We start from the raw sequence: 22,355 nt of genomic DNA on the forward strand, positions 1-22,355 counted from the left end.
CACGATGAATAGCCTACAACATACACTTCGAGCAAGTCTTGTATTCGGAGGAGGAGCAGCTCTCTTGCTCCTCCTTTTCTTTATTCATATCGGACAAGGTCAAGCAAACATTTCCTATAGTATGATTATTGATGCTCTTATCTCACCGAACCAATCGCTAGAACATCAAACTTTAATCATGCTTCGATTACCTAGAGCTGTAATTGCCATTTTAGCTGGAGGTGCTCTTGCTGCATCTGGGGTTATTTTACAAACGTTAACGAAAAATCCACTTGCTGAATCCAGTACAATGGGTATTCACTCTGGCGCATATTTCTTTCTAGTAGCGGCTACAATTTTCTTACCAAAAGGCTTGCAAATTAATTCTCTTCTGTTCACATTTATCGGCGGTGCTATTACTGCTTTATTTGTATACCGTATTTCTGGTGGAAAAAAGGGAACCCCACTTAGAATGGCATTAGCTGGGATGGTCGTTACATTAATGCTTTCTGCCTTTACCGGAACGATGCAACTGTTCTATGAAAATGAAACAGCTGGTTTATTTTTATGGGGAGCTGGCTCTCTTATTCAAAATAACTGGGATGGCGTTCAATTTGCTTTTCCATTTATCATTATCTCTTTCCTAGTTTTACTATTTATGTCTCGTAAACTCAACATTCTCTTACTTGGTGATGATGTTGCTGTTTCTCTTGGTGAAAAAACAGCAGTAACACGTCTTATCGCCTTCATTGCTGCAATCTTTTTAACAGCAGTAATTGTTACTGTTGTTGGACCAATTGGATTTGTCGGCTTAGTTGCACCTCATTTAATGCGCCTGATCGGATACCGTCAACACTTTACTCTTCTTCTCTCTTCTTTCTTATGGGGGGCAGTATTATTGCTTGGAGCAGATGTTGTCGGTAGACTAATAGATCCAACCGGTGCAGAACTTCCTGTCGGGGCAGTCACAGCAATGATTGGATCTCCTTGGCTTATTTACTTAGTCTATCGAATGATGAAGTCGAGACAATATATGAATGATAATGGTGCGAATGCAGCTGGAGCTAGCTCCAGCTATTACTCTTATAAAAAGGTAATCATTATATCTATCACACTTTGTATTGTGACGATTGCTCTTGGTGTTACAATCGGTAGTAACGCTTATATCGAAAGCATTACTAATGTTATATCAGGTCAATTAACACAATTTGACAAAAACATGATGATGAATCTTCGTTTACCAAGAATGCTCGTTGCCGCTATTGCTGGTGCATGCCTTGCAATAAGTGGGCTTGTTTTCCAAGGTATATTACGAAACCCACTTGCCGATCCTTCTATTATTGGTATTTCATCGGGAGCTGGTGTTGGTGCTTTAACTGTTATGTATGTCTTTCCTGCACTTCCTGGTTTCTTCCTACCAATTGGTGCATTTATTGGCGGACTACTTGCAGTTGGAATTGTCCTCTTCTTCTCATGGAAATCAGGGTTTAGCCCAACAGCTCTTGCCTTAATAGGGATTGGTATTTCTGCACTTGGCTCAGCAATTATTCAAATCTTTATCGTTAGAGCCAATTTGAATGTTGCCGCTGCTTTAACATGGTTATCTGGCAGTACGTATGCAAGAGGGTGGAATCACTTAGAAAATATCATTCTATATCCATCTCTAATTCTTGTATTCATTATCTTTTTCTTAATAAAACAACTTGACGTTCTCGTACTTGGAGACGATTTAGCAACTGGACTTGGGCAACCAGTAAATAAAACACGTCTTGCTCTGATTGTGCTAGCGACACTACTTGCATCAGTAAATATCGCTGCTGTCGGTACAATTGCCTTTTTAGGCCTTGTCGCACCTCACTTAGCAAGAATTGTTGTTGGTATGAATCATCAAAGACTATTCGTTTGCTCAGCACTGTTTGGAGCAATTCTTCTTTCCATTGCTGACTTACTCGGCCGAACAATTGCATATCCGAAAGAAATTCCTTCTGGACTTGTCGTTGCTGTACTTGGAGCACCTTATTTCTTATGGTTGATGAGGAAGAGTGGGAAGAAAGTTAATTAAAAAGGAGGCTTCGTTTTAGAAGCCTCCTTTTTATATACTAAATAAAGTGAAACTTTAATCAGTGGGGTTTTCTTCATCCCCACTGATTATTAACCCACACCAATCGGGCTTTTATGAGCAGTGGATCTCCCACCTAACTTCTTTGCTCCAGCCGAATCTTGAGGTGGGAATTTTACTGCAGGTGAATAGCGGGATAAATTACTCTGATCTCACTAATTTCACAGATTTAGTCCCTCCCATAAACTCATGATGTACAGTTAATGTGTTCTCCTCAAGTTTCAAATCAACCTTCTGTTTTCTTTCTCCCATTAAAAATACAAGCTCTATGGAAATACTCCCTTGGTCCACACTTAATATTCGAAAGTCTCCTATAGTAGTCCCTTTCCCAAAAATATTATGTTCCATAAATTCTCCGCCTGTTTTCTCACTATTAATAGATTCTATTTCCAACCCAACTGGCCTGTCTGTACTTTCTGATGACATCCAAGACCCCTTTAACTTTCCAATATCAGCCTCTTTTTTCTTTTCATTTTTTAACTCTTCCTCTTTTTTCTTGACTTCTGCTTGTTGAGTTAGTAAGCCATCGATTTGCTTATTCAGCTCTTGGGCCCGTTGATTTTCCGAAATAAATTGTTGATTTTGACCAGTATCGTTAAAAATTTTATTTACTATCCCTTTAGCCTCTTCATACTTTTTATCATTCTTTAACTTCTCTGCCTTTTCCAATTGACCTATATATTGACCTTTTAACTCTTTATGCTCTATAAGCAAATCTTTTTGTTCTTTCGCTTGATTTTGAAGGATTGTGGAACCATCTTTCATCTTTTCTACTTCTTGAAACAAACCTATTGCTTGTTCTATATTTCCACTCGATTTCTCTTTTATCGAACTTATCATCTTAGTAGTTTGGCCTTTTAATACCTTTGCTTCTTTATCATCCTTTTTCTCTTCTAATGCTAGCTCAAATGATGCTACTGCCGTGTCATATTCTTTACTCGCTAACGCCAATTTCCCTTGATCCATTGCTTTTTTATAGGTTTCATTGCTACATCCTACCATTAAAAATAAAATTATGATTCCTAAAATCAATCTTTTCATCATATCCCCCTAAATTAATATAATTCTATATACACTCAATAGTATCATAAAATTTATATATAAAATTTTAAGTACCATCATAAAAACATAAAGGGAACTTGTCATTTCTTCTCGAACTTAATCTATGAACATAAGTAGAGGGGGATAACAATAATGTACCAAACAATTGAAGGCTTTTTACAATCATGGACATACGAAGCAGAGTCTACTCAGAAAATGCTTGATTCATTAACCGATGCATCTTTATCACAAGAGATTGCACCTGAACATTGGACTTTAGGAAGAGTTGCTTGGCATATCGTGACGGCAATTCCTGTTATACTATCTGGCACAGGGCTAAAGTTTGAAGGAGAATCGAAAGATTATCCTGTTCCAACTTCTGCAAAAACAATTGCAGATGAATACCGTAAAGTAAACGCGGCTTTTGTTGAAACACTTCAAAGTAAATGGACTGATAAAGACTTAGCTACTATTAATGACTTCTTTGGTCGCCCTATGCCGAATTCTATATTTTTAATGACACTCATTAATCATCAAAATCACCACCGCGGACAAATGACGGTTTTAATGCGACAAGCTGGCTTAACAGTTCCTGGCGTATATGGCCCTGCAAAAGAAGAATGGGCTGCGGCTGGAATGGAAGTTCCTAAAATGTAACGACAAAAAAGACAAGATGTTTACATATCTTGTCTTTTTCTGTAACTTGTTTCATGTGAAACTTTATAATGCATCTTCCCTCTCAATATTTTTAATTCCATAATAAGCAATCGCCACACCAATCACTGCAAATGCGAATTGAAGAGGAAGAAAGGTCGCTATAGGAAATATTGGTGGGTTATTAATTGCGATTAGCACAACGATAATAGACGAAACAATAGTAGTTGGCACTGAACGTTTACGCATTCCGAAGTATAGAGGAATTAAGCTTATTCCAGCAGTGGCAATGGCTAAAGGAACGAGATTTATCCCTTCTTGAATCAATTGATCTACTGCGAATGAATTAGGAAGAATCGAAAAATAACTATCTATTCCAATGAAAATTCCCACTACAAAAATATTAGATAAAATAACTGTTATGAATGTTAATATTGCTGTAATAGCCAACTTACTAATCATTATTTTCTTTCGATTAATTGGATAAGAAAACATCAATAATATTGTTTTGTTTTTATATTCATCAATTATTAACTTAGCTATTAGTACAGCGCCAAAAATAATAAATGTTGCTCTCACTATTGAACTAGCCATTAACAAAATCGCCTGCGGATCTCTTATTTCTGGATCTCCCTCTATTTGAGAAACGATGCTAACAAAAATCAATAATGCCAGTATAGCAAGATTTGCAATTACTGCTCTCTTCACGTACCAGCCAAGTTTAAATTTCTTCAGTTCTAGCTTCATAAGACGTAGCATGATGGTCCTCCTTCCCTTTAAAATTTAATCAATATAAATTGCCCCTGTTTTACTTAAAATCTTCACTTCGTTTTTTGCATCACCAATAGTTCCTTCTTTTATTTTTTCTGTACTTTTATCTTTCTTAAGTCCTTTTAAATCCACTATTACGTCAGCCGAATTACTTTTAGCCATAAGCTTCAATGATGCCGGGACACCTTTATACCGTACGCCAATATCCCCTGATTTTGTTTCTACAAATAATGATTTTCCTTCTTTCATATCTTTCAGTACTACTTCCCCAGATGTTGAAGTGATGTTTATATTTGAGTTACTTACACTTGTTATATAGTTATCACCAGTCGTAGACTTTATATTTAATTCTTGTACTGAACTATCTTTTACAGCTAATTCTCCACTTTGCGATATGAATTCACCTTTCTCTGCTGATAATCCTACAACCATTTCATCTCCAGACTTGCTTTTTGTAACGATACTTTTTACTACTATATCGCTTATTTTCACATCACCCGATTTATTATTTAATACAATTTTATCTATTTCTTTCTTCGGAATCGCTATACATATACTATTTTTCTTCCGAAACGTAAAACCATTAAAGAATCTGGTCGCCTTTTGTTTTTGCTTAACTATAACTTTATTCCCTGCTTGTTCTATTTCGATGGGGTCTATCTCTTTATCTACTCGTTTACCTTGGGCGGAAATTACTATTTTGTTAGCGTCTGTACTTTTAAATTCAATATCCCAGTTTTCATTGTCCACTTCTATTTCTTTTATATGATTTATCTCAAAAGACTTTTCTTGCTTAAAATCTTTCCCCTGAAATGTCTTAAAACCAAAAATCACACTAGCAATTGTCAGAAATAAAATTGCAATTACTATTATTTTTTTCAACATTCATACCCCAGTTCGTTGTTGTTTTAACCTTGCTTCACGCCACATCGATCTTGTCAATTTTACGATATGATAGATAACTGATGAAAATTCCTAATAAACAGAACACTATTGGGATAGCTATAAAATCAAACATACTTACTTGACCGTTTCCAGAACCAACGTTACTGTTCATCATCATCCCAATTATTACTGCAGAAGTAATTGTTGTCGGTGTTGATTTCTTTCTCATCCCAAAAAATAAAGGAATTAAACTTATACCAGATATCATAAATGCATTTATAAAGGTAGCTGGAACGGTAGCTATTATTTCCCCCATTGTAACAGGCGTTTCAAGTAGTCCCATTATTGGATTCATACAGAATATGAGCAAACTAATAATGAATGTTGCGATTATCGTGCTCACAAAGCAAAAACTAAAAACAATTGCTAATTTCGCTCTCATTAGCATTTTCCTTTGCAGTGGGTACATAAATAGTAGCTGTATTGTTTTGTTCTTGTATTCATCAATCACTAAACGTGATAAAATAACCGATGCAAAAATAATAAATGTAATTCTAATAAAAATATTTGCTAAAGACATGTATTCCATATAGCTAGAGAACATCAAACCATCCTCTACTTTAGTTCCCCATACCATAAGACTTACCGCAGCAAAAATTGCTATAATACAAATCGCTACTCCTTTAAAATAACTAGATAATTTATGTTTTTTCCATTCGAGCTTCATTAATTTAAACATATAAACCACGCCTCCATTCTTTATATAACTGTCTCTACACTGCTAACATTCTAATTCCAGCAGTAACGAAGCTTAACATTCCTATCACTAGTAGAATTAACAACCATTTCCGTTCTGGTTTTCTATAATATAAAATTCCACTTATAAACATTACGATTAATCCACTTACCAGGTTCAGCCACAACCCATTAAGCATGAATACCTTCTCCATCCATTACATTTAAGAAATATTCTTCTAAAGAACTATGTTTCTTATTAATACTTTCAATTTCCACATCGTTCATAATAAGTGCTTTTGAAATGGCCTGCTGAGACGCTGACGTATCATACACACGAATCATGGTTCCACTCATTATTTTGTAGTTTTTTATACCAAGTTTATCTTCTAAAATATAAGCTGCACGTTTCACATCAGGAACAGTGATTTCAATGTACTCTGTTTGCTTTCCGTTAATACTCTTCATTGAAACTTCTTTTATTAGTTTTCCATTTTGAATCACACCAATTGTATCCGCCATTAGTTCCATCTCACCTAAAATATGACTAGAAACTAATAATGTAATACCGTATTCTTTGCAGAGCATTTTAAATAAGTCTCGTAACTCCTTAATACCAATTGGATCTAAACCGTTAATTGGTTCATCTAAAATGAGCAATTCTGGCTTTGTCACGATTGCCCTTGCAATACCGAGTCGTTGTTTCATTCCTAATGAAAAATCTTTTACTTTTTTATTATCTATCCCTTGTAGTTTCACTAAATGTAAAGCATGGTCAATTGCATTTTTATCGTAGTAGCCCATATATTCACAATGCAGGTCTAAGTTTTCTTTCGCCGTTAATTTATCATAAAAGATTGGGTATTCAATAATTGTCCCCATTCTTTTTAATACTTCATAAGATGTATCTGTTAATTTCTCACCGAAGATTTCAATATCACCACTCGTCGGTTTTATTAAATTTGTAATCATTTTCATAATCGTTGTTTTACCAGCACCGTTTGGTCCTAAAAAACCGTAAATTTCTCCTTTTTTCACATGCATGTTAACACTGGAAATAACTTCTTTCCCTTTAAACACTTTCGTTAACTGATTTGTTTTTAATATATATGTCATGTTACTTTCCCCTTTCGCAATACTCTATATTTCTATAATAGACAACGGAAATCTCTTTTTTCTTACCCGTTTCTTACAAATTCCTTACGCTGAAAAAAAGCTTGTAGAATCTACTGCTCTACAAGCTAAAACTGCATCTTTGTTAATACAATTGTAAAAATTGTTTTTTCATACGGTTTACTAGAAAGGTGAATTTTTCCGTCCATCGCTTCCACAAGCCGTTTCGTGATCGTTAATCCTAGACCGCTTCCTTGGTACAATCTATTTCTTGAATCTTCAAGTGTGTACATACGCTCAAATACTTTATCAATATGAGATTCATCAATCCCTTTTCCTTTATCCCATACGTCTATATACACACTCGTGTCATCATCTCTTAACGTCATACCAAGTGCCTTTCCATCGTCTCCATATGTAATCGCATTTGATATTAAATTATTCAATACCCTACCTAATACTTCTACATTTCCAAGTGCGTATATATTTCTTTCTGGTATATCAATATGAACCTGAAAACCTTTCGTCGTCACTAAATCATAAAAAGATAAAATCTTCTCGCGGCAAACTTCATTCATATTTACTTTTGTCATTTCAATTGCTTTGTCACCAGATTCTAATTTTGCCAAGTCAAAAAACTTATGAATTAACTCCATCACTTCTAGTGTTTTCGTATGCACTTTTTCAAGTAATATTTGTTGTTCTTCTTTATTTATCGTTTTATCCTTATTTAACATTTCTGTATATCCAAGAATAACTGTTAGTGGTGTTTTCAAGTCATGCGAAATATTTGAAAGCATTTTTCTCATCGAAATTTCTACTTTTGCATGATCTGCATTCGTTTTCTGTTTTGCATCTAATAATTGATTAATTGCCACTAATAATTTTTGCAATTCTAGATCATCTGTCATAACGAGTAACGTCTCGCCTGTTTTGCCATTTACAATACTTTCTAACTTTTCATATGTGTATCGTAAATTTTCACTACTATTTTTTCTCATTTTATATTGCATATAAATAACACATAACAATATAAAAATAATACCTATTAACAAATTGATCATATTACATTACTTCCAGCTTATAGCCGATGCCCCATAACGTTTTAATATATTCTGGATTAGATGGGTCACTTTCGATTTTCTCACGCAATCTTCTCATATGAACATTAATAACGTTATCGTCACCGTAATACTCTTCATTCCAAACTAACGTATATATTTGCGCTTTTGTAAATACTCGATTTTGGTTCTTTACGAATAGCTTTAAAATCTCAAATTCTTTTAAAGTAAGTTTGAGAGGCTTCCCGTTTTTTTCTACAGTAAAATTAATTGCATCAATTGTTAAATCACCAATTTGAATCATTTTTTCTATAGTTTCTGTAGCCGAGTATTTCGTAGACCTCCGAATACCTGCTTTTACACGTGCAGCCAATTCAATCATAGAAAACGGCTTACAAATGTAATCATCTGCTCCAAGTCCTAATCCGACAGCTTTATCAACATCTGTATCTTTTGCTGACATCATTAAAATCGGAACTGCACTTTTTTCACGAATAATACGTACAACCTCTAATCCGTCTAACTTCGGCATCATTATATCAAGGATCACTAAATCAAAAGATGATTTAAAAAAGGTTTGCACCCCTGCTTCCCCGTCAGACGCCATCGTAACTTGAAAGCCTTCCTTTAATAAATATTTTTCCACCATCTCTTGAATTGAAATATCATCTTCCACTAATAAAATATGATGTGACATATGTCTATCCCCTTTTTACAAACATTAACATGCTAATTGTATCGTAACGAATGAACACTGTGAAGAATAATATGAATTTTCAAACCAACTTCCCTTCCTTCCATAACAATGATATGATGAAATTTACTACGATAGTTCATAATTAACTTTATATAAAGGAGACTTATCATGTCAGAAAACAAAAAAGTAAGCTTAGCTGATTTAATGCGTGAACAACTTGCTAAGAAAAAGCAAGGAAATGGAAATGGTCAAAATGCAAAAAATCAAAACCAAGAAACGAAAAAATTACAAAACCAACAAACAAAGAAGACAAACAACCAACGTAGACGTACAGGTGTGTAAATGAACGGACAAAAACGTTCTAATATCGCACCCGGTCTTGAAGTTGATATTGTATTAAAACAAGATCAACGAACAGGCAAATTAACACGTGGCATTGTAAAAGATATTTTAACAAACTCCCCTTCCCATCCACATGGCATTAAAGTGCGATTGCAGGACGGGCAAGTCGGTAGAGTACAAAATATCGTTCAATAAGAAAAGGAGCTCAAGTAAACTCGAGCTCCTTTTCTTTATTAACCTTTAATTTTCTCGATGAAAACTACTTTTAAGTAGTCTCCTTCTTTAAATTGATCAATGGTACGGAAATCTTCTGGTAAAGAATGTTCTTCTAATATTTTATATTTGCCATTCATTTCTTTAAAGGCTGTATCGATAAAGCCTTTAAACTTTTTCATATCGAATGCACTACAATTTGTAGAAGCAACGATAATACCATTATTTTCTGTAATAGCAATTGTTTCTTTCAATAAATTTTTATAATCTTTTGCTGCACTAAATGTATATTTTTTTGATCGGGCGAAGCTTGGAGGATCAAGTACAACCATATCAAATTTCATCTTTTTCTTAGCTGCATATTTGAAGTAAAGAAATACATCTTCTACAATAATATCTTGTGCTTCATAATCAACTTCATTGACACTAAACTGCTCAATTGTTTTACTTAAACTACGATTTGCAAGGTCAACACTCGTCGTTTTACTCGCTCCGCCAAGCGCTGCAAATACAGAGAAAGCACCTGTATAAGAGAACATATTTAACACTGTTCTTCCCTTTGCATATTTGTCACGAATTTGTTTTCGAACGTTACGTTGATCTAAAAATACACCAACCATTGCCCCGTCATTTAAATAAACAGCGAAGTTCACACCGTTCTCTTTTACGATAAGCGGGAACTCACCGCGCTCTCCTGCTACGAAATCATCACCCTCAATATATTTCCCTTTCGTATCAAAACGCTTTTTCTCATAAATGCCTTTAAAGTTTGCTACTTTTTGCAGAGCTGCTATAATCTCATCTCTGAAAGTATAAATCCCTTCACTATACCAACTTACTACGTAGTAGCCGTCATAATAATCGATAATTAGTCCGCCAAGACCATCACCTTCACCGTTTAGGGCGCGGAATGCTGTCGTATCACTTGATTTATAAAATTGTTTTCGTTTATGTAAGGCAGATTTGATTTTACTTTCAAAGAAAGATTGATTAATTTGTTCACTCTCTTTTCTCGTTAAAATCCAGCCGTATCCTTTATTTTGTTTTCCATAATAACCTTTTCCGACAAAGTTGTTCTTCTCATCTACTACTTTGATGATTGTCCCTTCTTCACGAACATCGTTTAAATTTTGAATTGCATCTTTTAAAATAAGTGGATATCCACTTTTAATTTCTTTTATAAATTTCGGTTTTATTTTTATAGTTACTTCTGATTGCATATAATAACTTCCTTTCCATTTGCATGCTTTCTCTATAGGAAGCATTTAAAAAACAAGCCTGAAAAAACAGCCTCGTTTCACTATACCATATTATTGCTTTGCTAGTACAACTCGCTTATTCTCGCACTTAACCGCCACATATTTACTACGTTTTGAAATGGAAATCTCACTGTCCAAAATAATAGAAAAAAATTATATATTTCACATTTACCATTGACAATGATAATGATTTTCATTATCATTTAATGTATATGAGTTCTTGAAAATATAGCTACATTTATAGGAGGAATAAACATGATTATTGTTACAAATACAGCTAAAATTACAAAGGGAAATGGACATAAATTAATTGAGCGTTTTAATAAAGTAGGTAAAGTTGAAACGATGCCAGGCTTTTTAGGTCTAGAAGTTCTTTTAACGCAAAATACAGTTGATTATGATGAGGTAACAATTAGCACTCGATGGAATGCAAAAGAAGATTTCCAAGGTTGGACAAAGAGCGCCGCATTTAAAGATGCTCACTCACATCAAGGTGGAATGCCAGAATATATTCTTGATAATAAAATTGCTTACTATGATGTAAAAGTTGTACGTATGCCAATGGCTGCAGCACAGTAAAAACAGTTCTTTTTTAAAGTATAGAATATGAGAAGCGTTATCTATCACTTCTCATATTCTATACTTTTTTCTTTAATTTCTTTTTACTAACTTTGCGTGTACAACTAGCCTTCCAGCCTCTGGATCAAGCGCATAGTCACAAGTAGAAAGTGTTACGATTTCATCATTAGCCGTCAATTCCGTATCCGTTTTGTACAGTGATTTTTCTTGAACTTCCTTTAAGAACGATGTATATGCTGCATCATTTTCAAAATCCGTTTCAATGTAATAAAAGTCCGTTGTTGTCGTGTATACTGAAAAAACTTCAACGTCGTATCCTTCAAATAATGTATCGTAATATAATTTACGATGGGACATGAAAAAGTCTTCATCCAACATTTTTTTTAAACTACCAAACATAGAACCGTCTTTCATACGATGGCCATATAAAATCGTATTTCGATTTTGAGATTTCACATCATTACGATGGTCCATAAAAATGCTTCCCGCTCTCATATCTTCACCTTTATAATTACGAAACAAATAGTAATCATTATCTTTTGCTTGAACGATTGGATAATTAATTTGTGTATCATCCATCGTAATCCATCCGACTATCTCTGGATTAATTTTCTGGAGATCCTGAAACTGTTTACGTACCTCTCCGTCTTCCGATTTTTCTTCCATTGGACTTCTTTTATAAATATGTTGTGCCTCAGCCATTACTTTACGATTTTCATAATAATCCATGAAAATCCCACCCAACTCATACATTGAATAGAAAAAGACTCCTAAAAACGCAATTGTAAGTATGCGTTGAAAAAAAGAATTCTTTTTCCGTCCGTTCTTGCTATTCAAATTATCACCTCAAAACGGATTATACTCAGCCTTTAGATTCCCATAGGTACCATATACAATCCAGTATCTTCATCCTGCTTTACAATGACATCTACACCATATATTGCTTTAACCATCTCTTCTGTTATTACATCATTAGGATTACCTTTCGTAATGATCTCTCCATCTTTCATAACGATAATATGGTCGCTATAACGAATGGCTTGATTAATATCATGTAATACCATTACAATCGTTAATCCATACACTTCATTTAACTCTTTCACTAATTCTAATATTTCTAGCTGATAGTAAATATCTAAATAGGTTGTCGGTTCATCTAAGAAAATCATTGGTGTATTTTGAGCTAATGTCATTGCGATCCAAACTCGCTGCCTCTCTCCACCGGATAAAGCATAGATTGGCTTATCACGCTTACTTTGTAAATTCGTACATACTAGTGCACGCTCTATCGCTTCTCTATCTTCATCTGTTTGCGGAGAGAAAATATTTTTATATGGCATACGTCCAAAGCTTATTAGCTTTTCCACTGTAATATCTGCTGGAGCCTCATTTTGTTGGTGGACAACTGCTAGCTTTCTAGCAAGCTCTTTCGGTTTATATTCACTAATCGCTTTCCCATCAAGTATTACTTCTCCACTGCTAGGAACGTGATTTCTAGACATGACACTAAGTAATGTTGATTTCCCGCATCCATTCGGGCCAATGATTGTTGTAATTTTCCCAATTTCTATTTCACTACTAACAGACTTTAAACGATTTGTTACGTTATCGTATGAAAAGGTTACATTTTTAATTTCCATGAACTTTATCACTCTTTCTAAGCAAGAATATTAAGAATGGACCACCAATAACCGCCATAATTGTTGCTGCTGGAATTTCATTAGGTGGCACAATTAACCTTCCAATCGTATCCGCTGTCAAAATTAATAACGCCCCTGCAAGAGCAGAAAATGGAATTAATACTTTATGGTCTGAACCGACCAATTGTCTTGAAATATGCGGAACTAGTAATCCTACAAAAGCAATAACACCTGCAATCGCTGTTGATACTGCCGCTAAGAGTACTGCAATGGCAGAAATAATAAGACGAACTCTCGTCACGTGCAAGCCTAAGTTTTTCGCAGTCTTATCTTGTAGCGATAATAAGTTACACCAAGCTCCTACGAACAGAGCAAGAATAAGACCAATCGTTCCATAAGTCACCATTATTTCTACATCGCCCCACGTCTTCATTGTTATGTTAGAAGTCGTCGTTTGCTTAATACTTTTAATAAAATACCCACAAATCGTAACGAATGATTCATTTAATCCAGTAAACATCGCATTAATAGCAATACCAATTAAAATAATGCGAAGTGGGCTTAACCCTGACTTCCATGAAAACGAATAAACGAGATAACACGCAAGCGCACCACCTAAAAAGGCGAATACGGGGGTCCAGAAAAAGAATTGCGGGAACAAAGTAATAATAACGAGTGTCATAAAACTTGCTCCTGAAGATATACCGATTACCCCAGCATCAGCGAGTGGATTCTTCATAACAGCTTGAAAAAGCACCCCTGAAACAGCAAGAGCCGCTCCAGTGAACAGCGCAATAATAATACGCGGGAAACGTAAATCTTTAATGACTTCAACATCTTCATTTCCACCTGTAAATATCCCTTGTACAAGTTCAACAATACCTACTTCTAAACTCCCTTTCATCGCTGACAATGATGTCATAACAATGAGCAATGCAGTAACAATGAGGAAACTCCAAGTTTTTTTATTCATTCTACTCTTCCTTTATATTAAAATGCATCACGGATACATCATTTTTTTCAATTCATCTAAAGCTTCAATTGCTGCTAAATTGCCTGTCGTTCCAAATAAACGCTCTTCTAAATCATAAACACGGTTATTTTTAACCGCAGCAAAGTGTTTCCAAATATCATTTGTTTTAAATTCTTTATCAAACATTTTTACAACCTCATCAGGCATACCATGAGCTGCTCGTAAAATAATATCTGGATCGGCTTTCTTTAAATACTCTGTATTAGAAGCTAAATATTCTACTTGTTCACCTTGCACAATATTTTTACCACCTAATTGTTTCACTAAATCTCCAATATAAGAATGCTCTGTTGCTACTAAATAACTTCCCGGCACACCTAATAAAATAAGCACTGTCGGTTCTTTCTTTCCTTTTACTTCCTTTTGAATGCTAGCAACCTTTTTATCTAACTTAGTTACTACTGCTTCAGCCTGTTTTTCACGTCCATATTTCTTACCTAAATCGCTAATAGAACTTTGCATATTTTTTAAACTCGTTAAATCTAAAAAGGTTGCTTTCATACCCACACCATCAAAAACTGGCTTTAATTCGTATTCAAGTGTTGTCACAGATAACACTTCTGAAGGCTTTAATGACTTTACCTTTTCCATATCTGGACTCATTGGATTCCCAACTTCAGGTAAACCTTTATATCGCTTTGGTAAAGTTTTAGAACTTGTTGGAACACCGACTAAATCTACTTCTAACGCATCCATAATTTCAGTAACAGCCACTGTTGTTGCAACAACGCGCTCCTTACTCTCACTCTTTACCTGCTTTGCTGTTTCTTTTTTTGGTGATGAGCACCCTGCTATACTCATTAACAAAATGATAGCCATTAGTACACTTACGATTTTCTTCACTCTCAATCACCACTCCCTTCCATACAATATGAAACAAGTCTTGATGCACGCGAACATGCATCAAGACTCCAAAAATTACAATCTACCTGCTCTATATTTACGAACTAGTAAAGCAAGTGAACCTAGCAGTAACACCATGTATAAACCAAGTTGTGCTGTATCTGCAGTTTTTGAGTTTTTCTCTTTTTTCGAATCATTTTTTGTATCTTCTTTTTTCTTCTGACCATCTGCATTTCGGTTAAAATCAGGAGTACCTACTGTTTTTATATTATCTACTTTCGGTGTAGTCACTGGATTTTTCGGTTCATTTTTCGGTTCCTCTTTAATAGTTCCTAACGCGCCGATATTATTTGTATCAAATTGAATTTGTACATCGTAGAAATGATGGTAGTTCATCTCATCGATGTCTACCTTTACTTTTGCGTTTAATTTTTTAAATAGATCTTCTACTTCAAACTGTACTACTCGCGTATTTGCATTTTTATCTTCGCTTACTACTTTCGCATCAGCGAATAATTCCTTGTTTTCCGTTTGGAATTTCGTAATCCACGCACTATTTTTCAGCGTCATCTCAATGTATTTTTTACCATCTTTTACGATTAATTTCGCTGGATTTACAACATAGTCATTCATCTTTGAAATCTCATCTGTTTTATCTTTTAATACTTTAAATGTAATATCATATTGGCCATCTACTAAATTTTTCGGATCAACTATTACTTTCGGGTTATTATTTCCACCTTGGTTGTCATTCCCGTCTTGGTTGTCATTCCCGCCTTGGTTGTCGTTTCCACCTTGATTCCCTAAAGCTTTAATACTGTCTTGATCAAATACAAATTGAACATCGTAGAAATGGTGATAATTCATTGAATCAATATCTACTTTTACTTTTGCATTTAATTTTTTAGACAAATCGTTTACTTCTACTTCTACTTCTACTACTCTTGTATTTTGTTCTTTATTTTCACTTAACACTTTTGCATTAACGAAAGAACCATTCTTCTCAAATTCAAATTTCGTAATCCATGTACTATTTGTTAATGTAAACGATACGTATTTCTTACCATCTTTTACTTTTAATACACCTGGGCTTTTTGTGTATGTGTTCATCATTGAGATTTCATCTGTTTGATCTTTTAACACTTTAAAGCCAATGCTGTATTCACCATCTTTAAGAGCTTTTGGATCAATTGTTGTGTTATTATCTTGGTTATTGTTTCCACCCTGATTGTCGTTTCCACCTTGGTTGTTGTTTCCGCCTTGATTGTCGTTTCCGCCTTGATTGTTGTTTCCACCTTGGTTGTTGTTTCCGCCTTGATTGTCGTTTCCACCTTGGTTGTTGTTTCCGCCTTGATTGTCGTTTCCACCTTGGTTGTTGTTTCCGCCTTGATTGTCGTTTCCACCTTGGTTGTTGTTTCCGCCTTGATTGTCGTTTCCACCTTGGTTGTTGTTTCCGCCTTGGTTATCTAACGGCTTAATGCTACCTTTATCAAATGCAAATTGAATATCGTAAAAATGGTGATAATTCATTGAATCGATATCTACTTTTACTTTTGCATTTAACTTTTTCGATAAATCTGGTACTTCTACTTCCACTACGCGTGTATCAGCTTTTTTATCTTCACTTATTACATTTGCATCAACAAACGAACCATTTTTCTCAAATTCAAATTTTGTAATCCAAGAACTGTTCGTTAACGTAAATGATACATACTTCTTACCATCTTTTACTTTTAGCACACCTGGACTTTTTGTATATGTGTTCATCATTGAAATTTCGTCTGTTTGATCTTTTAACGCTTTAAAATTGATGCTGTATTCACCATCTTTAATTGTTTCAGCATCTGGTTTTTCTACTTCTGGTTTTTCTGCTTCCGGTTTTTCTGCTTCCGGTTTTTCTGCTTCTGGTTTTTCTACTTCTGGTTTTTCTACTTCTGGTTTTTCTACTTCTGGTTTTTCTACTTCTGGTTTTTCTACTTCTGGTTTTTCTACTTCTGGTTTTTCTACTTCTGGTTTTTCTACTTCTGGTTTTTCTACTTCTGGTTTTTCTACTTCTGGTTTTTCTACTTCTGGTTTTTCTACTTCTGGTTGTTTCTCTTCATTTTTAATTTGTTCAAGTTTATCTTGTTCAAATAAAAGTTGTACATCATGCGTTTGCTTATAATTTCTTGATGCCATTTCGATAAATACTTTTGTATTTAGTTTTTTAGACAAATCGTTTACTTCAAACTCTGCTACTCTTGTATCTTTTTCCTTATCCTCACTCACTACTTTTGCATCAACAAATGCGCCATCTTTTTCCGTTTGGAAATTTTTAATTAATGAGCTACTTTTTAATGTTACAATTGCTTTTTTCTTACCGTTTTCTACTTTTAATATTCCTGGATTGACCATGTAAGTATTCATCTTAGATTCTTCATCTGTTTGATCTTTTAACACTTTAAATGGAATGCTGTACGCACCATCTGTAATTGTGTTAGAATTTGGTTGTTGATCTGGGTCAGGCTTTTGGTCGGGCTTCTGACCTGGATCGGTAGTTTCATTTGGATCTGGCTTATTAGCTGGGTCCTCTTTTTCATTTGGTTTTTCTACATGAATTGGTGTAATGCTATTTTGATCAAATGCAATACGAACGTCGTACTCATGATGATAATTTAAAAAATCAATATCTACTTTTACTTTTGCATTTAATACCTTCTCTACATCTTCTACATCAAATTCTACTACTCTTGTATCTTTTTCTTTATCTTCACTAATTACATTTGTCGCAACTAGCTTACCTGCTTTTTCTGTTTCAAACTTCGTAATCCATGAACTATTCGTTAATGTAAAGGATACTTTCTTTTTCCCATCCTTCACTTTTAAAGTTCCCGGGCTTACTGAATATTGATTCATCATTGATTCTTCATCTGATGTATCTTTTAAAACTTTGAAGCCAATTGAATATTCACCGTCAGCCAACTTGGTAGCTGCTTGAACTGCAAGTGGTTGTAATGTTGATACGAATGTAAATATCATTAAAAACATAGCAACAATAATTTTTGTATACCTGTTCAATGGAACGACTCTCCCTTTTGAAAATTATTTAATACTATTCCCATCAAATACAAAGCGAATATCATACGAAGCATTATAATTAATAATTGGAATATTAATTTTCACCTTGCCATTTAGTTTTTTTGACAAGTCAGCAACTTCAAATTCTACAACTCTAGTATTATCTTTTTTGTTTTCACTTAACACGGTTGTTTCTACAAATTGACCATCTTTTTCTACTTGGAAACTTTTAATAGAAGCACTATCTTTCACTTTAAATGAAACATATTGTTTTCCATTTTTAACTGTTAATGTTGCTGGGCTTTCAAAATAACTATTCATTCTAGACGATTCATCTTTATCGCCTTTCCATACAGTAAAAGCAATATTATATTTTCCATCAACTAGTTTTGTAGCAGCCTTTGCATCTTGTAAACCTAGTGTTGCGATAAACGTAAATAAAACAGCAAATACGGCAATAATCATTTTAAATTGTTTAAACATATATTCATCACCCTTCAAAAGATTTATTTACTCAACTTCACTTTACGAATTAAGAAAGCACCTGAAATAAGAATTAACGCTGCAAACAATCCAATACGTGCTTCATCGCCTGTTTTTGGGTTATCTGTTTTTTCAGCTTTTCCATTTTCATTTTTTGTTTCTTTGTTCACTTCTTTAGCTGCTTCCTTATTCTCTACTTTTGTTTTCTCTTCTTTTACTTGTGTATCTGTTTTCGCTTGATCATTATTTTTTGTAGTAGCAGCTACGCCGTTATCGCCACCTACAGCTTTTACATTTGCATCAAAAGCAAAACGAATTGTGTAGTGGTGGTCATAGTTTGCATTTGGTACAACAACATGAATTTTTACAGCTGCCGGTTTGGATAAATCATCTACTTTAAACTCTACTGTTCTTTTATCTGCCGATTCATCTTTACTAACAACTTTCGCATCAACAAAATTCCCGTTCTCTGGTGCTTTAAATTCTGTAATCCAAGCACTATGATTCATCGGAACTTGTACTCTCATCTCACCGTTTTTCACTACTAATTTTGCTGGCTTTTCAAAATAGTCATTTGCCATTGAAGCTGAATCATTTTCCGCTTTTTGAATTACGTAATTAATATCGTAAGTACCATCAGCTAGTTTTGCTGAAGCATTTCCGTATGGCATTACAAGAAAAGCTAGCATACATACGAACGTTATAATAAAAGCGGGTAATACAGAAACCTTTTTCATTTTTCTTGTTTCCTCCTTGGTTATCTTTCATTTCACTTTTTGAAAATGATAATTATTCTCAATTTATAAGAAAAAAATAATCTCTTTTACCTATTATTTAATTAGCATTCTTTTATGTAACATAAGTATTATTGATTATCATTCTCATTTAATATTAAAAATAATATCTCACCCTATTCCTTATACAAAGGCATAGAAACTGAGAAAAAATTATAAAACTTTTTTATTGATTATCATTCTCAATATAAATCAAAAAAAATAAACTATCTCTTCGCCTCTTCTTTCACCTCTTCCCATAACAACACTATAGTTATAGAAACCCCTTATCCCTCACTTCCCTTCCAATATTTCCACAACTAAGTCAATCTTAGCCTACTCATAAATTTTTTGTCAACTATATTACGTATAAAATTTTTAATATCTGAATTTCTCTATATATGGCTTTTTCTACAAAAAAAGAGACTTTCTATTATAGAAAGCCTCTTTTCTCTATTTTTCTACAGCAATTTCCTGCTTTTGAAACTTAGAAACTATATAACCAAATCCTATACCGATTATGCCTGGAACTAACCAACCAATTCCTACACTATATAATGGAATCTTATCTAAAATAGGTGCTAGCGCTGCAATTTGAAGGTTTGCATTGTGTAATCCATCAAAGAAACTGATTGCAAATGCTCCTACAATCCCCCCCACATACATCGCTAATGGAAGACGAACGTAGTTTTCAACAAGTGATAATACGATAAGTACGATTCCAATTGGATAAATAGCGATTAAGATTGGTAATGCTAATGCATTTAACTGAGTTAATCCAAGATTTGCTACCATAAATGCTAATACACAGAAAATGAAAACGACTTTTTGATAAGAAAGCTTTGGTAATAAGGAAGAGAAGTAATCACCACAAGCCGCAACAATACCTACAGAAGTTGTTAAACATGCTGCTGTAATTGCGATCCCTAGTAATAAAGTTCCGTAACTGCCAAATAAATGATTCACGACATTTGTTAAAATAATTCCTCCGTTTGCGCCCATTCCAAGTGACACACTAGAAGCTCCAAGATAAGCAAGCGCTAAATACACAAGTAGTAGACCAAGCGCTGCAATAAATCCTGCAAAGATTGTTACTTTTGCAATACTATTTTTATTTGTAATGCCTTTTTCTTTTAACGCATGAATTACAACATTTCCGAATACAAGTGCTGCAAGTCCATCTAAAGTTAAATATCCATCAATAAATCCTTTGAAGAGAGGAGCACTATACACTTCTGTCGGTGCACCAAATTCTCCAATTGGTGTAATAAGTGCTTTACCTACGATAATTGCAATAACAGCTAATAATATTGGAGTTAGCACTTTACCAATACGCCCCACTAATTTCGAAGGATTTAAAGCTAAATAGAAAGTTACTGCAAAGAAAATAAGTGTAAAGATAACAAGTGGATATGACTGACCTGCTAGCTCACTTGGTAAAAACGGTGCAACACTCATCTCATAAGCTACTGTTCCTGTACGCGGCACACTTACGAATACGCCTAAACATAAATAAATGGCAGTGATAAAAACAAGTGCGAATATAGGATGTACACGTCCTGCTAGCTCATTAATATCTCCCTTTAAAGCTATAACAATTACGCCTAATAAAGGTAGTCCAACGCCTGTTACAATAAAACCAAACAGCGCGATCCATACGTCCGTTCCAGCACCTTGCCCTAACGCTGGTGGAAAAATCATATTACCTGCACCAAAAAACAGTGCAAATAACATTAAACTTATTGCAAACATCTCTGAAAACTTTAAAGATGATTTCATTTCTACTAACCTCCTAAAATAATTAATTGACAAAATATTCTGAAAAATAATCCGTCACATATCCTCTTTCAAGCACACTTCCCCGTAAAAGAACGCAAAAAACACCCGTCCCTAACAAAGGGACGAGTGTTGAAATCGTGGTTCCACCCTTATTCTAATAAAATGAATTTATAACGAAATAAGCTCATTTTATAGCTCGTGTAAATTGATAACGGTTTTATCCGCCAAGAATTACAATGCATCATGCATGCAGTTCACTCTTGAAGTTTAGAGGTGGTAAGCTTGTCTTTTCGTATTAGGAAGCTCACAGCCTAAGGCTCCCCTCTCTGAGAATCGTAAAATACAACTCATGTCCTCATCATTACTTTTATAAAATATCTTGTCGAAACTTGTTGTTTTTTATTATATGGGCTATTTTTTAAAAAATCAATAGTTTTATTTTTTCTGACAAAAAAATATAGGGAGAAAACTTTTCCTCCCTATAACTGATCTATTAGAATGTCTAATTCCTCCGATGTAACGCTCCTCCACTTTCCTACTTCAAGCTCATTTAGCTCTATATTCATAATCCGTACTCGCTTTAGCTTTATTACAGTAAATCCAAAAGCACGGCTCATTCTACGAATTTGCCTGTTCATCCCTTGCGTTAAAACGATACGAAATGTTGATTGATCGATTCTTGTCACTTTGCACGGCTTCGTCATACCATCTTTAATCTTTACGCCGCTGGACATCTCATCAATAAACCAGTCCGTAAAAGGTTTATCAACAGTAACAACGTATTCTTTCTCATGCTCATGATCACCATGTAAAATTTGATTCGCAATCGTACCGTCATTCGTTAATAAGATAAGTCCTTCCGATGCTTTATCTAATCGCCCAACTGAAAAGATTCGCTCTGGGTAATTGATATAATCAATAATATTATTTTCAATATGATCAGCTGCTGTACAAGTAATGCCGACTGGTTTATGGAATGCGATATACACTTTTTCTTTCTCTTCTTTTACAATAACTTGCCCATCAATCGTTACCCTATCACCATCGCTCACGAGTGCACCGTGCGTACATATTTCGCCATTAATAGCCACGCGTCCAGCTTTAATAAGGCGATCTGTTTCACGTCTTGAGCAGGATTTTGCTTCGCTTATGTATTGGTTGATTTTCATGTTTTGTTCCTTTTCATATATAATAAAAACGTCAATCTATGGCAATATCATTATGCCACGATTGACGCTTTTTCACTTCGCAAAAACAACTAAATAAATAACCCCAATCACCAAAAATATTCCACAACAA

Annotated in this window: 23 protein-coding genes and 1 other annotated feature; of the genes, 5 read left to right on the plus strand and 18 right to left on the minus strand. The window is 34.4% G+C overall.

All coding sequences use genetic code 11. The features are described 5' to 3' along the window. The first annotated feature begins 4 nt into the window (after positions 1-4). Positions 5-2,041 carry a Fe(3+)-hydroxamate ABC transporter permease FhuB gene (gene fhuB, locus MHI26_RS23205; RefSeq protein ID WP_001087106.1) on the plus strand — a complete coding sequence of 679 codons (2,037 nt, stop codon included), beginning with the start codon at positions 5-7 and terminating at the stop codon, positions 2,039-2,041. A 198-nt stretch (positions 2,042-2,239) separates the two neighbouring features. On the opposite strand, the gene MHI26_RS23210 is transcribed toward fhuB, so the two are convergent. Next, entirely contained in the window at positions 2,240-3,139 is a 900-nt protein-coding gene (locus MHI26_RS23210; protein ID WP_061666241.1) for a tetratricopeptide repeat protein, read from the minus strand. Between the two features lie 153 nt (positions 3,140-3,292). On the opposite strand from MHI26_RS23210, the gene MHI26_RS23215 reads away from it, so the two are divergent. Next, a complete protein-coding gene (locus tag MHI26_RS23215) occupies positions 3,293-3,796 on the plus strand; it encodes a DinB family protein (protein ID WP_000284974.1) in 504 nt (167 codons plus the stop codon). Positions 3,797-3,859: 63 nt separating this feature from the next. Here MHI26_RS23215 and MHI26_RS23220 read toward each other — a convergent pair whose 3' ends face one another. The 7 genes from MHI26_RS23220 to MHI26_RS23250 all read right to left on the minus strand — a co-directional run bounded on the left by MHI26_RS23220 (position 3,860) and on the right by MHI26_RS23250 (position 9,055). After that, positions 3,860-4,552: an ABC transporter permease gene (locus MHI26_RS23220; RefSeq protein ID WP_000945192.1), complete on the minus strand. Its 693-nt coding sequence runs from the start codon at positions 4,550-4,552 to the stop codon at positions 3,860-3,862. A 24-nt stretch (positions 4,553-4,576) separates the two neighbouring features. Next, the gene (locus MHI26_RS23225; protein ID WP_003307906.1) at positions 4,577-5,449 is read right to left on the minus strand and encodes a DUF4097 family beta strand repeat-containing protein; all 873 of its coding nucleotides are present in this window, start codon (positions 5,447-5,449) and stop codon (positions 4,577-4,579) included. A gap of 34 nt (positions 5,450-5,483) precedes the next feature. After that, positions 5,484-6,188 (minus strand): ABC transporter permease, encoded by a 705-nt coding sequence (locus tag MHI26_RS23230; RefSeq protein WP_000475540.1) that lies wholly within the window; start codon positions 6,186-6,188, stop codon positions 5,484-5,486. Positions 6,189-6,222: 34 nt separating this feature from the next. Continuing rightward, positions 6,223-6,384, minus strand: a complete 162-nt coding sequence (locus MHI26_RS23235; protein WP_000931820.1) for a hypothetical protein — start codon at positions 6,382-6,384, stop codon at positions 6,223-6,225. Next, positions 6,377-7,300 (minus strand): ABC transporter ATP-binding protein, encoded by a 924-nt coding sequence (locus MHI26_RS23240; protein WP_061666240.1) that lies wholly within the window; start codon positions 7,298-7,300, stop codon positions 6,377-6,379. The genes MHI26_RS23235 and MHI26_RS23240 overlap by 8 nt, the downstream gene beginning before the upstream one ends. A 125-nt stretch (positions 7,301-7,425) precedes the next feature. Continuing rightward, entirely contained in the window at positions 7,426-8,361 is a 936-nt protein-coding gene (locus MHI26_RS23245; protein WP_061666239.1) for a HAMP domain-containing histidine kinase, read from the minus strand. Position 8,362: 1 nt separating this feature from the next. Beyond that, positions 8,363-9,055, minus strand: a complete 693-nt coding sequence (locus tag MHI26_RS23250; RefSeq protein WP_061666238.1) for a response regulator transcription factor — start codon at positions 9,053-9,055, stop codon at positions 8,363-8,365. Between the two features lie 168 nt (positions 9,056-9,223). Here MHI26_RS23250 and MHI26_RS23255 point away from each other — a divergent pair, with 168 nt between their 5' ends. Beyond that, on the plus strand, positions 9,224-9,397 hold the full coding sequence (locus MHI26_RS23255) for a hypothetical protein (RefSeq protein ID WP_001293576.1): 174 nt from the start codon (positions 9,224-9,226) through the stop codon (positions 9,395-9,397). Beyond that, positions 9,398-9,592: a YwbE family protein gene (locus tag MHI26_RS23260; protein WP_001014310.1), complete on the plus strand. Its 195-nt coding sequence runs from the start codon at positions 9,398-9,400 to the stop codon at positions 9,590-9,592. It abuts the gene before it with no gap. A 38-nt stretch (positions 9,593-9,630) separates the two neighbouring features. On the opposite strand, the gene MHI26_RS23265 is transcribed toward MHI26_RS23260, so the two are convergent. Then, positions 9,631-10,830 (minus strand): class I SAM-dependent rRNA methyltransferase, encoded by a 1,200-nt coding sequence (locus MHI26_RS23265; RefSeq protein ID WP_061666237.1) that lies wholly within the window; start codon positions 10,828-10,830, stop codon positions 9,631-9,633. A 294-nt stretch (positions 10,831-11,124) separates the two neighbouring features. Here MHI26_RS23265 and isdG point away from each other — a divergent pair, with 294 nt between their 5' ends. Then, entirely contained in the window at positions 11,125-11,448 is a 324-nt protein-coding gene (isdG, locus tag MHI26_RS23270; RefSeq protein WP_000587818.1) for a heme oxygenase, read from the plus strand. A gap of 72 nt (positions 11,449-11,520) precedes the next feature. Here isdG and srtB read toward each other — a convergent pair whose 3' ends face one another. From srtB to MHI26_RS23315, 9 genes are all read right to left on the minus strand, one after another. Continuing rightward, a complete protein-coding gene (srtB, locus tag MHI26_RS23275; RefSeq protein WP_061666236.1) occupies positions 11,521-12,285 on the minus strand; it encodes a class B sortase in 765 nt (254 codons plus the stop codon). Between the two features lie 32 nt (positions 12,286-12,317). Then, positions 12,318-13,088, minus strand: coding sequence for an ABC transporter ATP-binding protein (locus MHI26_RS23280; protein ID WP_061666235.1), 771 nt, complete (start codon positions 13,086-13,088; stop codon positions 12,318-12,320). Further along, positions 13,078-14,061 carry a FecCD family ABC transporter permease gene (locus MHI26_RS23285; RefSeq protein WP_001036848.1) on the minus strand — a complete coding sequence of 328 codons (984 nt, stop codon included), beginning with the start codon at positions 14,059-14,061 and terminating at the stop codon, positions 13,078-13,080. The genes MHI26_RS23280 and MHI26_RS23285 overlap by 11 nt, the downstream gene beginning before the upstream one ends. A 27-nt stretch (positions 14,062-14,088) precedes the next feature. After that, on the minus strand, positions 14,089-14,970 hold the full coding sequence (gene isdE / locus MHI26_RS23290; protein ID WP_001264110.1) for a heme ABC transporter substrate-binding protein IsdE: 882 nt from the start codon (positions 14,968-14,970) through the stop codon (positions 14,089-14,091). Positions 14,971-15,039: 69 nt separating this feature from the next. Next, positions 15,040-18,021: an NEAT domain-containing protein gene (locus MHI26_RS23295; RefSeq protein ID WP_340808991.1), complete on the minus strand. Its 2,982-nt coding sequence runs from the start codon at positions 18,019-18,021 to the stop codon at positions 15,040-15,042. 24 nt (positions 18,022-18,045) lie between these two features. After that, positions 18,046-18,504, minus strand: coding sequence for an NEAT domain-containing protein (locus MHI26_RS23300; protein ID WP_061666233.1), 459 nt, complete (start codon positions 18,502-18,504; stop codon positions 18,046-18,048). A gap of 23 nt (positions 18,505-18,527) precedes the next feature. Next, complete coding sequence (gene isdC, locus MHI26_RS23305) at positions 18,528-19,241, minus strand: heme uptake protein IsdC (RefSeq protein WP_061666232.1); 714 nt, start codon at positions 19,239-19,241, stop codon at positions 18,528-18,530. A gap of 489 nt (positions 19,242-19,730) precedes the next feature. Further along, positions 19,731-21,056 carry a branched-chain amino acid transport system II carrier protein BrnQ6 gene (gene brnQ6, locus MHI26_RS23310; protein ID WP_061666231.1) on the minus strand — a complete coding sequence of 442 codons (1,326 nt, stop codon included), beginning with the start codon at positions 21,054-21,056 and terminating at the stop codon, positions 19,731-19,733. Positions 21,057-21,171: 115 nt separating this feature from the next. Then, positions 21,172-21,427 (minus strand) — a binding site (T-box leader). Between the two features lie 108 nt (positions 21,428-21,535). Beyond that, positions 21,536-22,225, minus strand: a complete 690-nt coding sequence (locus MHI26_RS23315; RefSeq protein ID WP_061666230.1) for a 23S rRNA pseudouridine(2604) synthase RluF — start codon at positions 22,223-22,225, stop codon at positions 21,536-21,538. Positions 22,226-22,355: the final 130 nt, after the last annotated feature.

The sequence above is a fragment of the Bacillus sp. FSL K6-1218 genome (assembly GCF_038006445.1).
Classification (GTDB): domain Bacteria; phylum Bacillota; class Bacilli; order Bacillales; family Bacillaceae_G; genus Bacillus_A; species Bacillus_A thuringiensis_S.

Excerpts from the sequence above, each read along its gene's own strand:
- MHI26_RS23220 (WP_000945192.1), bottom strand. The coding sequence starts at position 4,552 with ATGCTACGTCTTATGAAGCTAGAACTGAAGAAATTTAAACTTGGCTGG.
- MHI26_RS23315 (WP_061666230.1), bottom strand. The coding sequence starts at position 22,225 with ATGAAAATCAACCAATACATAAGCGAAGCAAAATCCTGCTCAAGACGT.
- MHI26_RS23245 (WP_061666239.1), bottom strand. The coding sequence starts at position 8,361 with ATGATCAATTTGTTAATAGGTATTATTTTTATATTGTTATGTGTTATT.
- MHI26_RS23285 (WP_001036848.1), bottom strand. The coding sequence starts at position 14,061 with ATGAATAAAAAAACTTGGAGTTTCCTCATTGTTACTGCATTGCTCATT.
- MHI26_RS23260 (WP_001014310.1), top strand. The coding sequence starts at position 9,398 with ATGAACGGACAAAAACGTTCTAATATCGCACCCGGTCTTGAAGTTGAT.
- MHI26_RS23225 (WP_003307906.1), bottom strand. The coding sequence starts at position 5,449 with ATGTTGAAAAAAATAATAGTAATTGCAATTTTATTTCTGACAATTGCT.
- MHI26_RS23300 (WP_061666233.1), bottom strand. The coding sequence starts at position 18,504 with ATGTTTAAACAATTTAAAATGATTATTGCCGTATTTGCTGTTTTATTT.
- isdG (WP_000587818.1), top strand. The coding sequence starts at position 11,125 with ATGATTATTGTTACAAATACAGCTAAAATTACAAAGGGAAATGGACAT.
- brnQ6 (WP_061666231.1), bottom strand. The coding sequence starts at position 21,056 with ATGAAATCATCTTTAAAGTTTTCAGAGATGTTTGCAATAAGTTTAATG.
- MHI26_RS23250 (WP_061666238.1), bottom strand. The coding sequence starts at position 9,055 with ATGTCACATCATATTTTATTAGTGGAAGATGATATTTCAATTCAAGAG.
- MHI26_RS23255 (WP_001293576.1), top strand. The coding sequence starts at position 9,224 with ATGTCAGAAAACAAAAAAGTAAGCTTAGCTGATTTAATGCGTGAACAA.
- fhuB (WP_001087106.1), top strand. The coding sequence starts at position 5 with ATGAATAGCCTACAACATACACTTCGAGCAAGTCTTGTATTCGGAGGA.
- MHI26_RS23210 (WP_061666241.1), bottom strand. The coding sequence starts at position 3,139 with ATGAAAAGATTGATTTTAGGAATCATAATTTTATTTTTAATGGTAGGA.
- MHI26_RS23280 (WP_061666235.1), bottom strand. The coding sequence starts at position 13,088 with ATGGAAATTAAAAATGTAACCTTTTCATACGATAACGTAACAAATCGT.
- MHI26_RS23235 (WP_000931820.1), bottom strand. The coding sequence starts at position 6,384 with ATGCTTAATGGGTTGTGGCTGAACCTGGTAAGTGGATTAATCGTAATG.
- MHI26_RS23215 (WP_000284974.1), top strand. The coding sequence starts at position 3,293 with ATGTACCAAACAATTGAAGGCTTTTTACAATCATGGACATACGAAGCA.
- isdC (WP_061666232.1), bottom strand. The coding sequence starts at position 19,241 with ATGAAAAAGGTTTCTGTATTACCCGCTTTTATTATAACGTTCGTATGT.
- MHI26_RS23265 (WP_061666237.1), bottom strand. The coding sequence starts at position 10,830 with ATGCAATCAGAAGTAACTATAAAAATAAAACCGAAATTTATAAAAGAA.
- MHI26_RS23240 (WP_061666240.1), bottom strand. The coding sequence starts at position 7,300 with ATGACATATATATTAAAAACAAATCAGTTAACGAAAGTGTTTAAAGGG.
- MHI26_RS23230 (WP_000475540.1), bottom strand. The coding sequence starts at position 6,188 with ATGTTTAAATTAATGAAGCTCGAATGGAAAAAACATAAATTATCTAGT.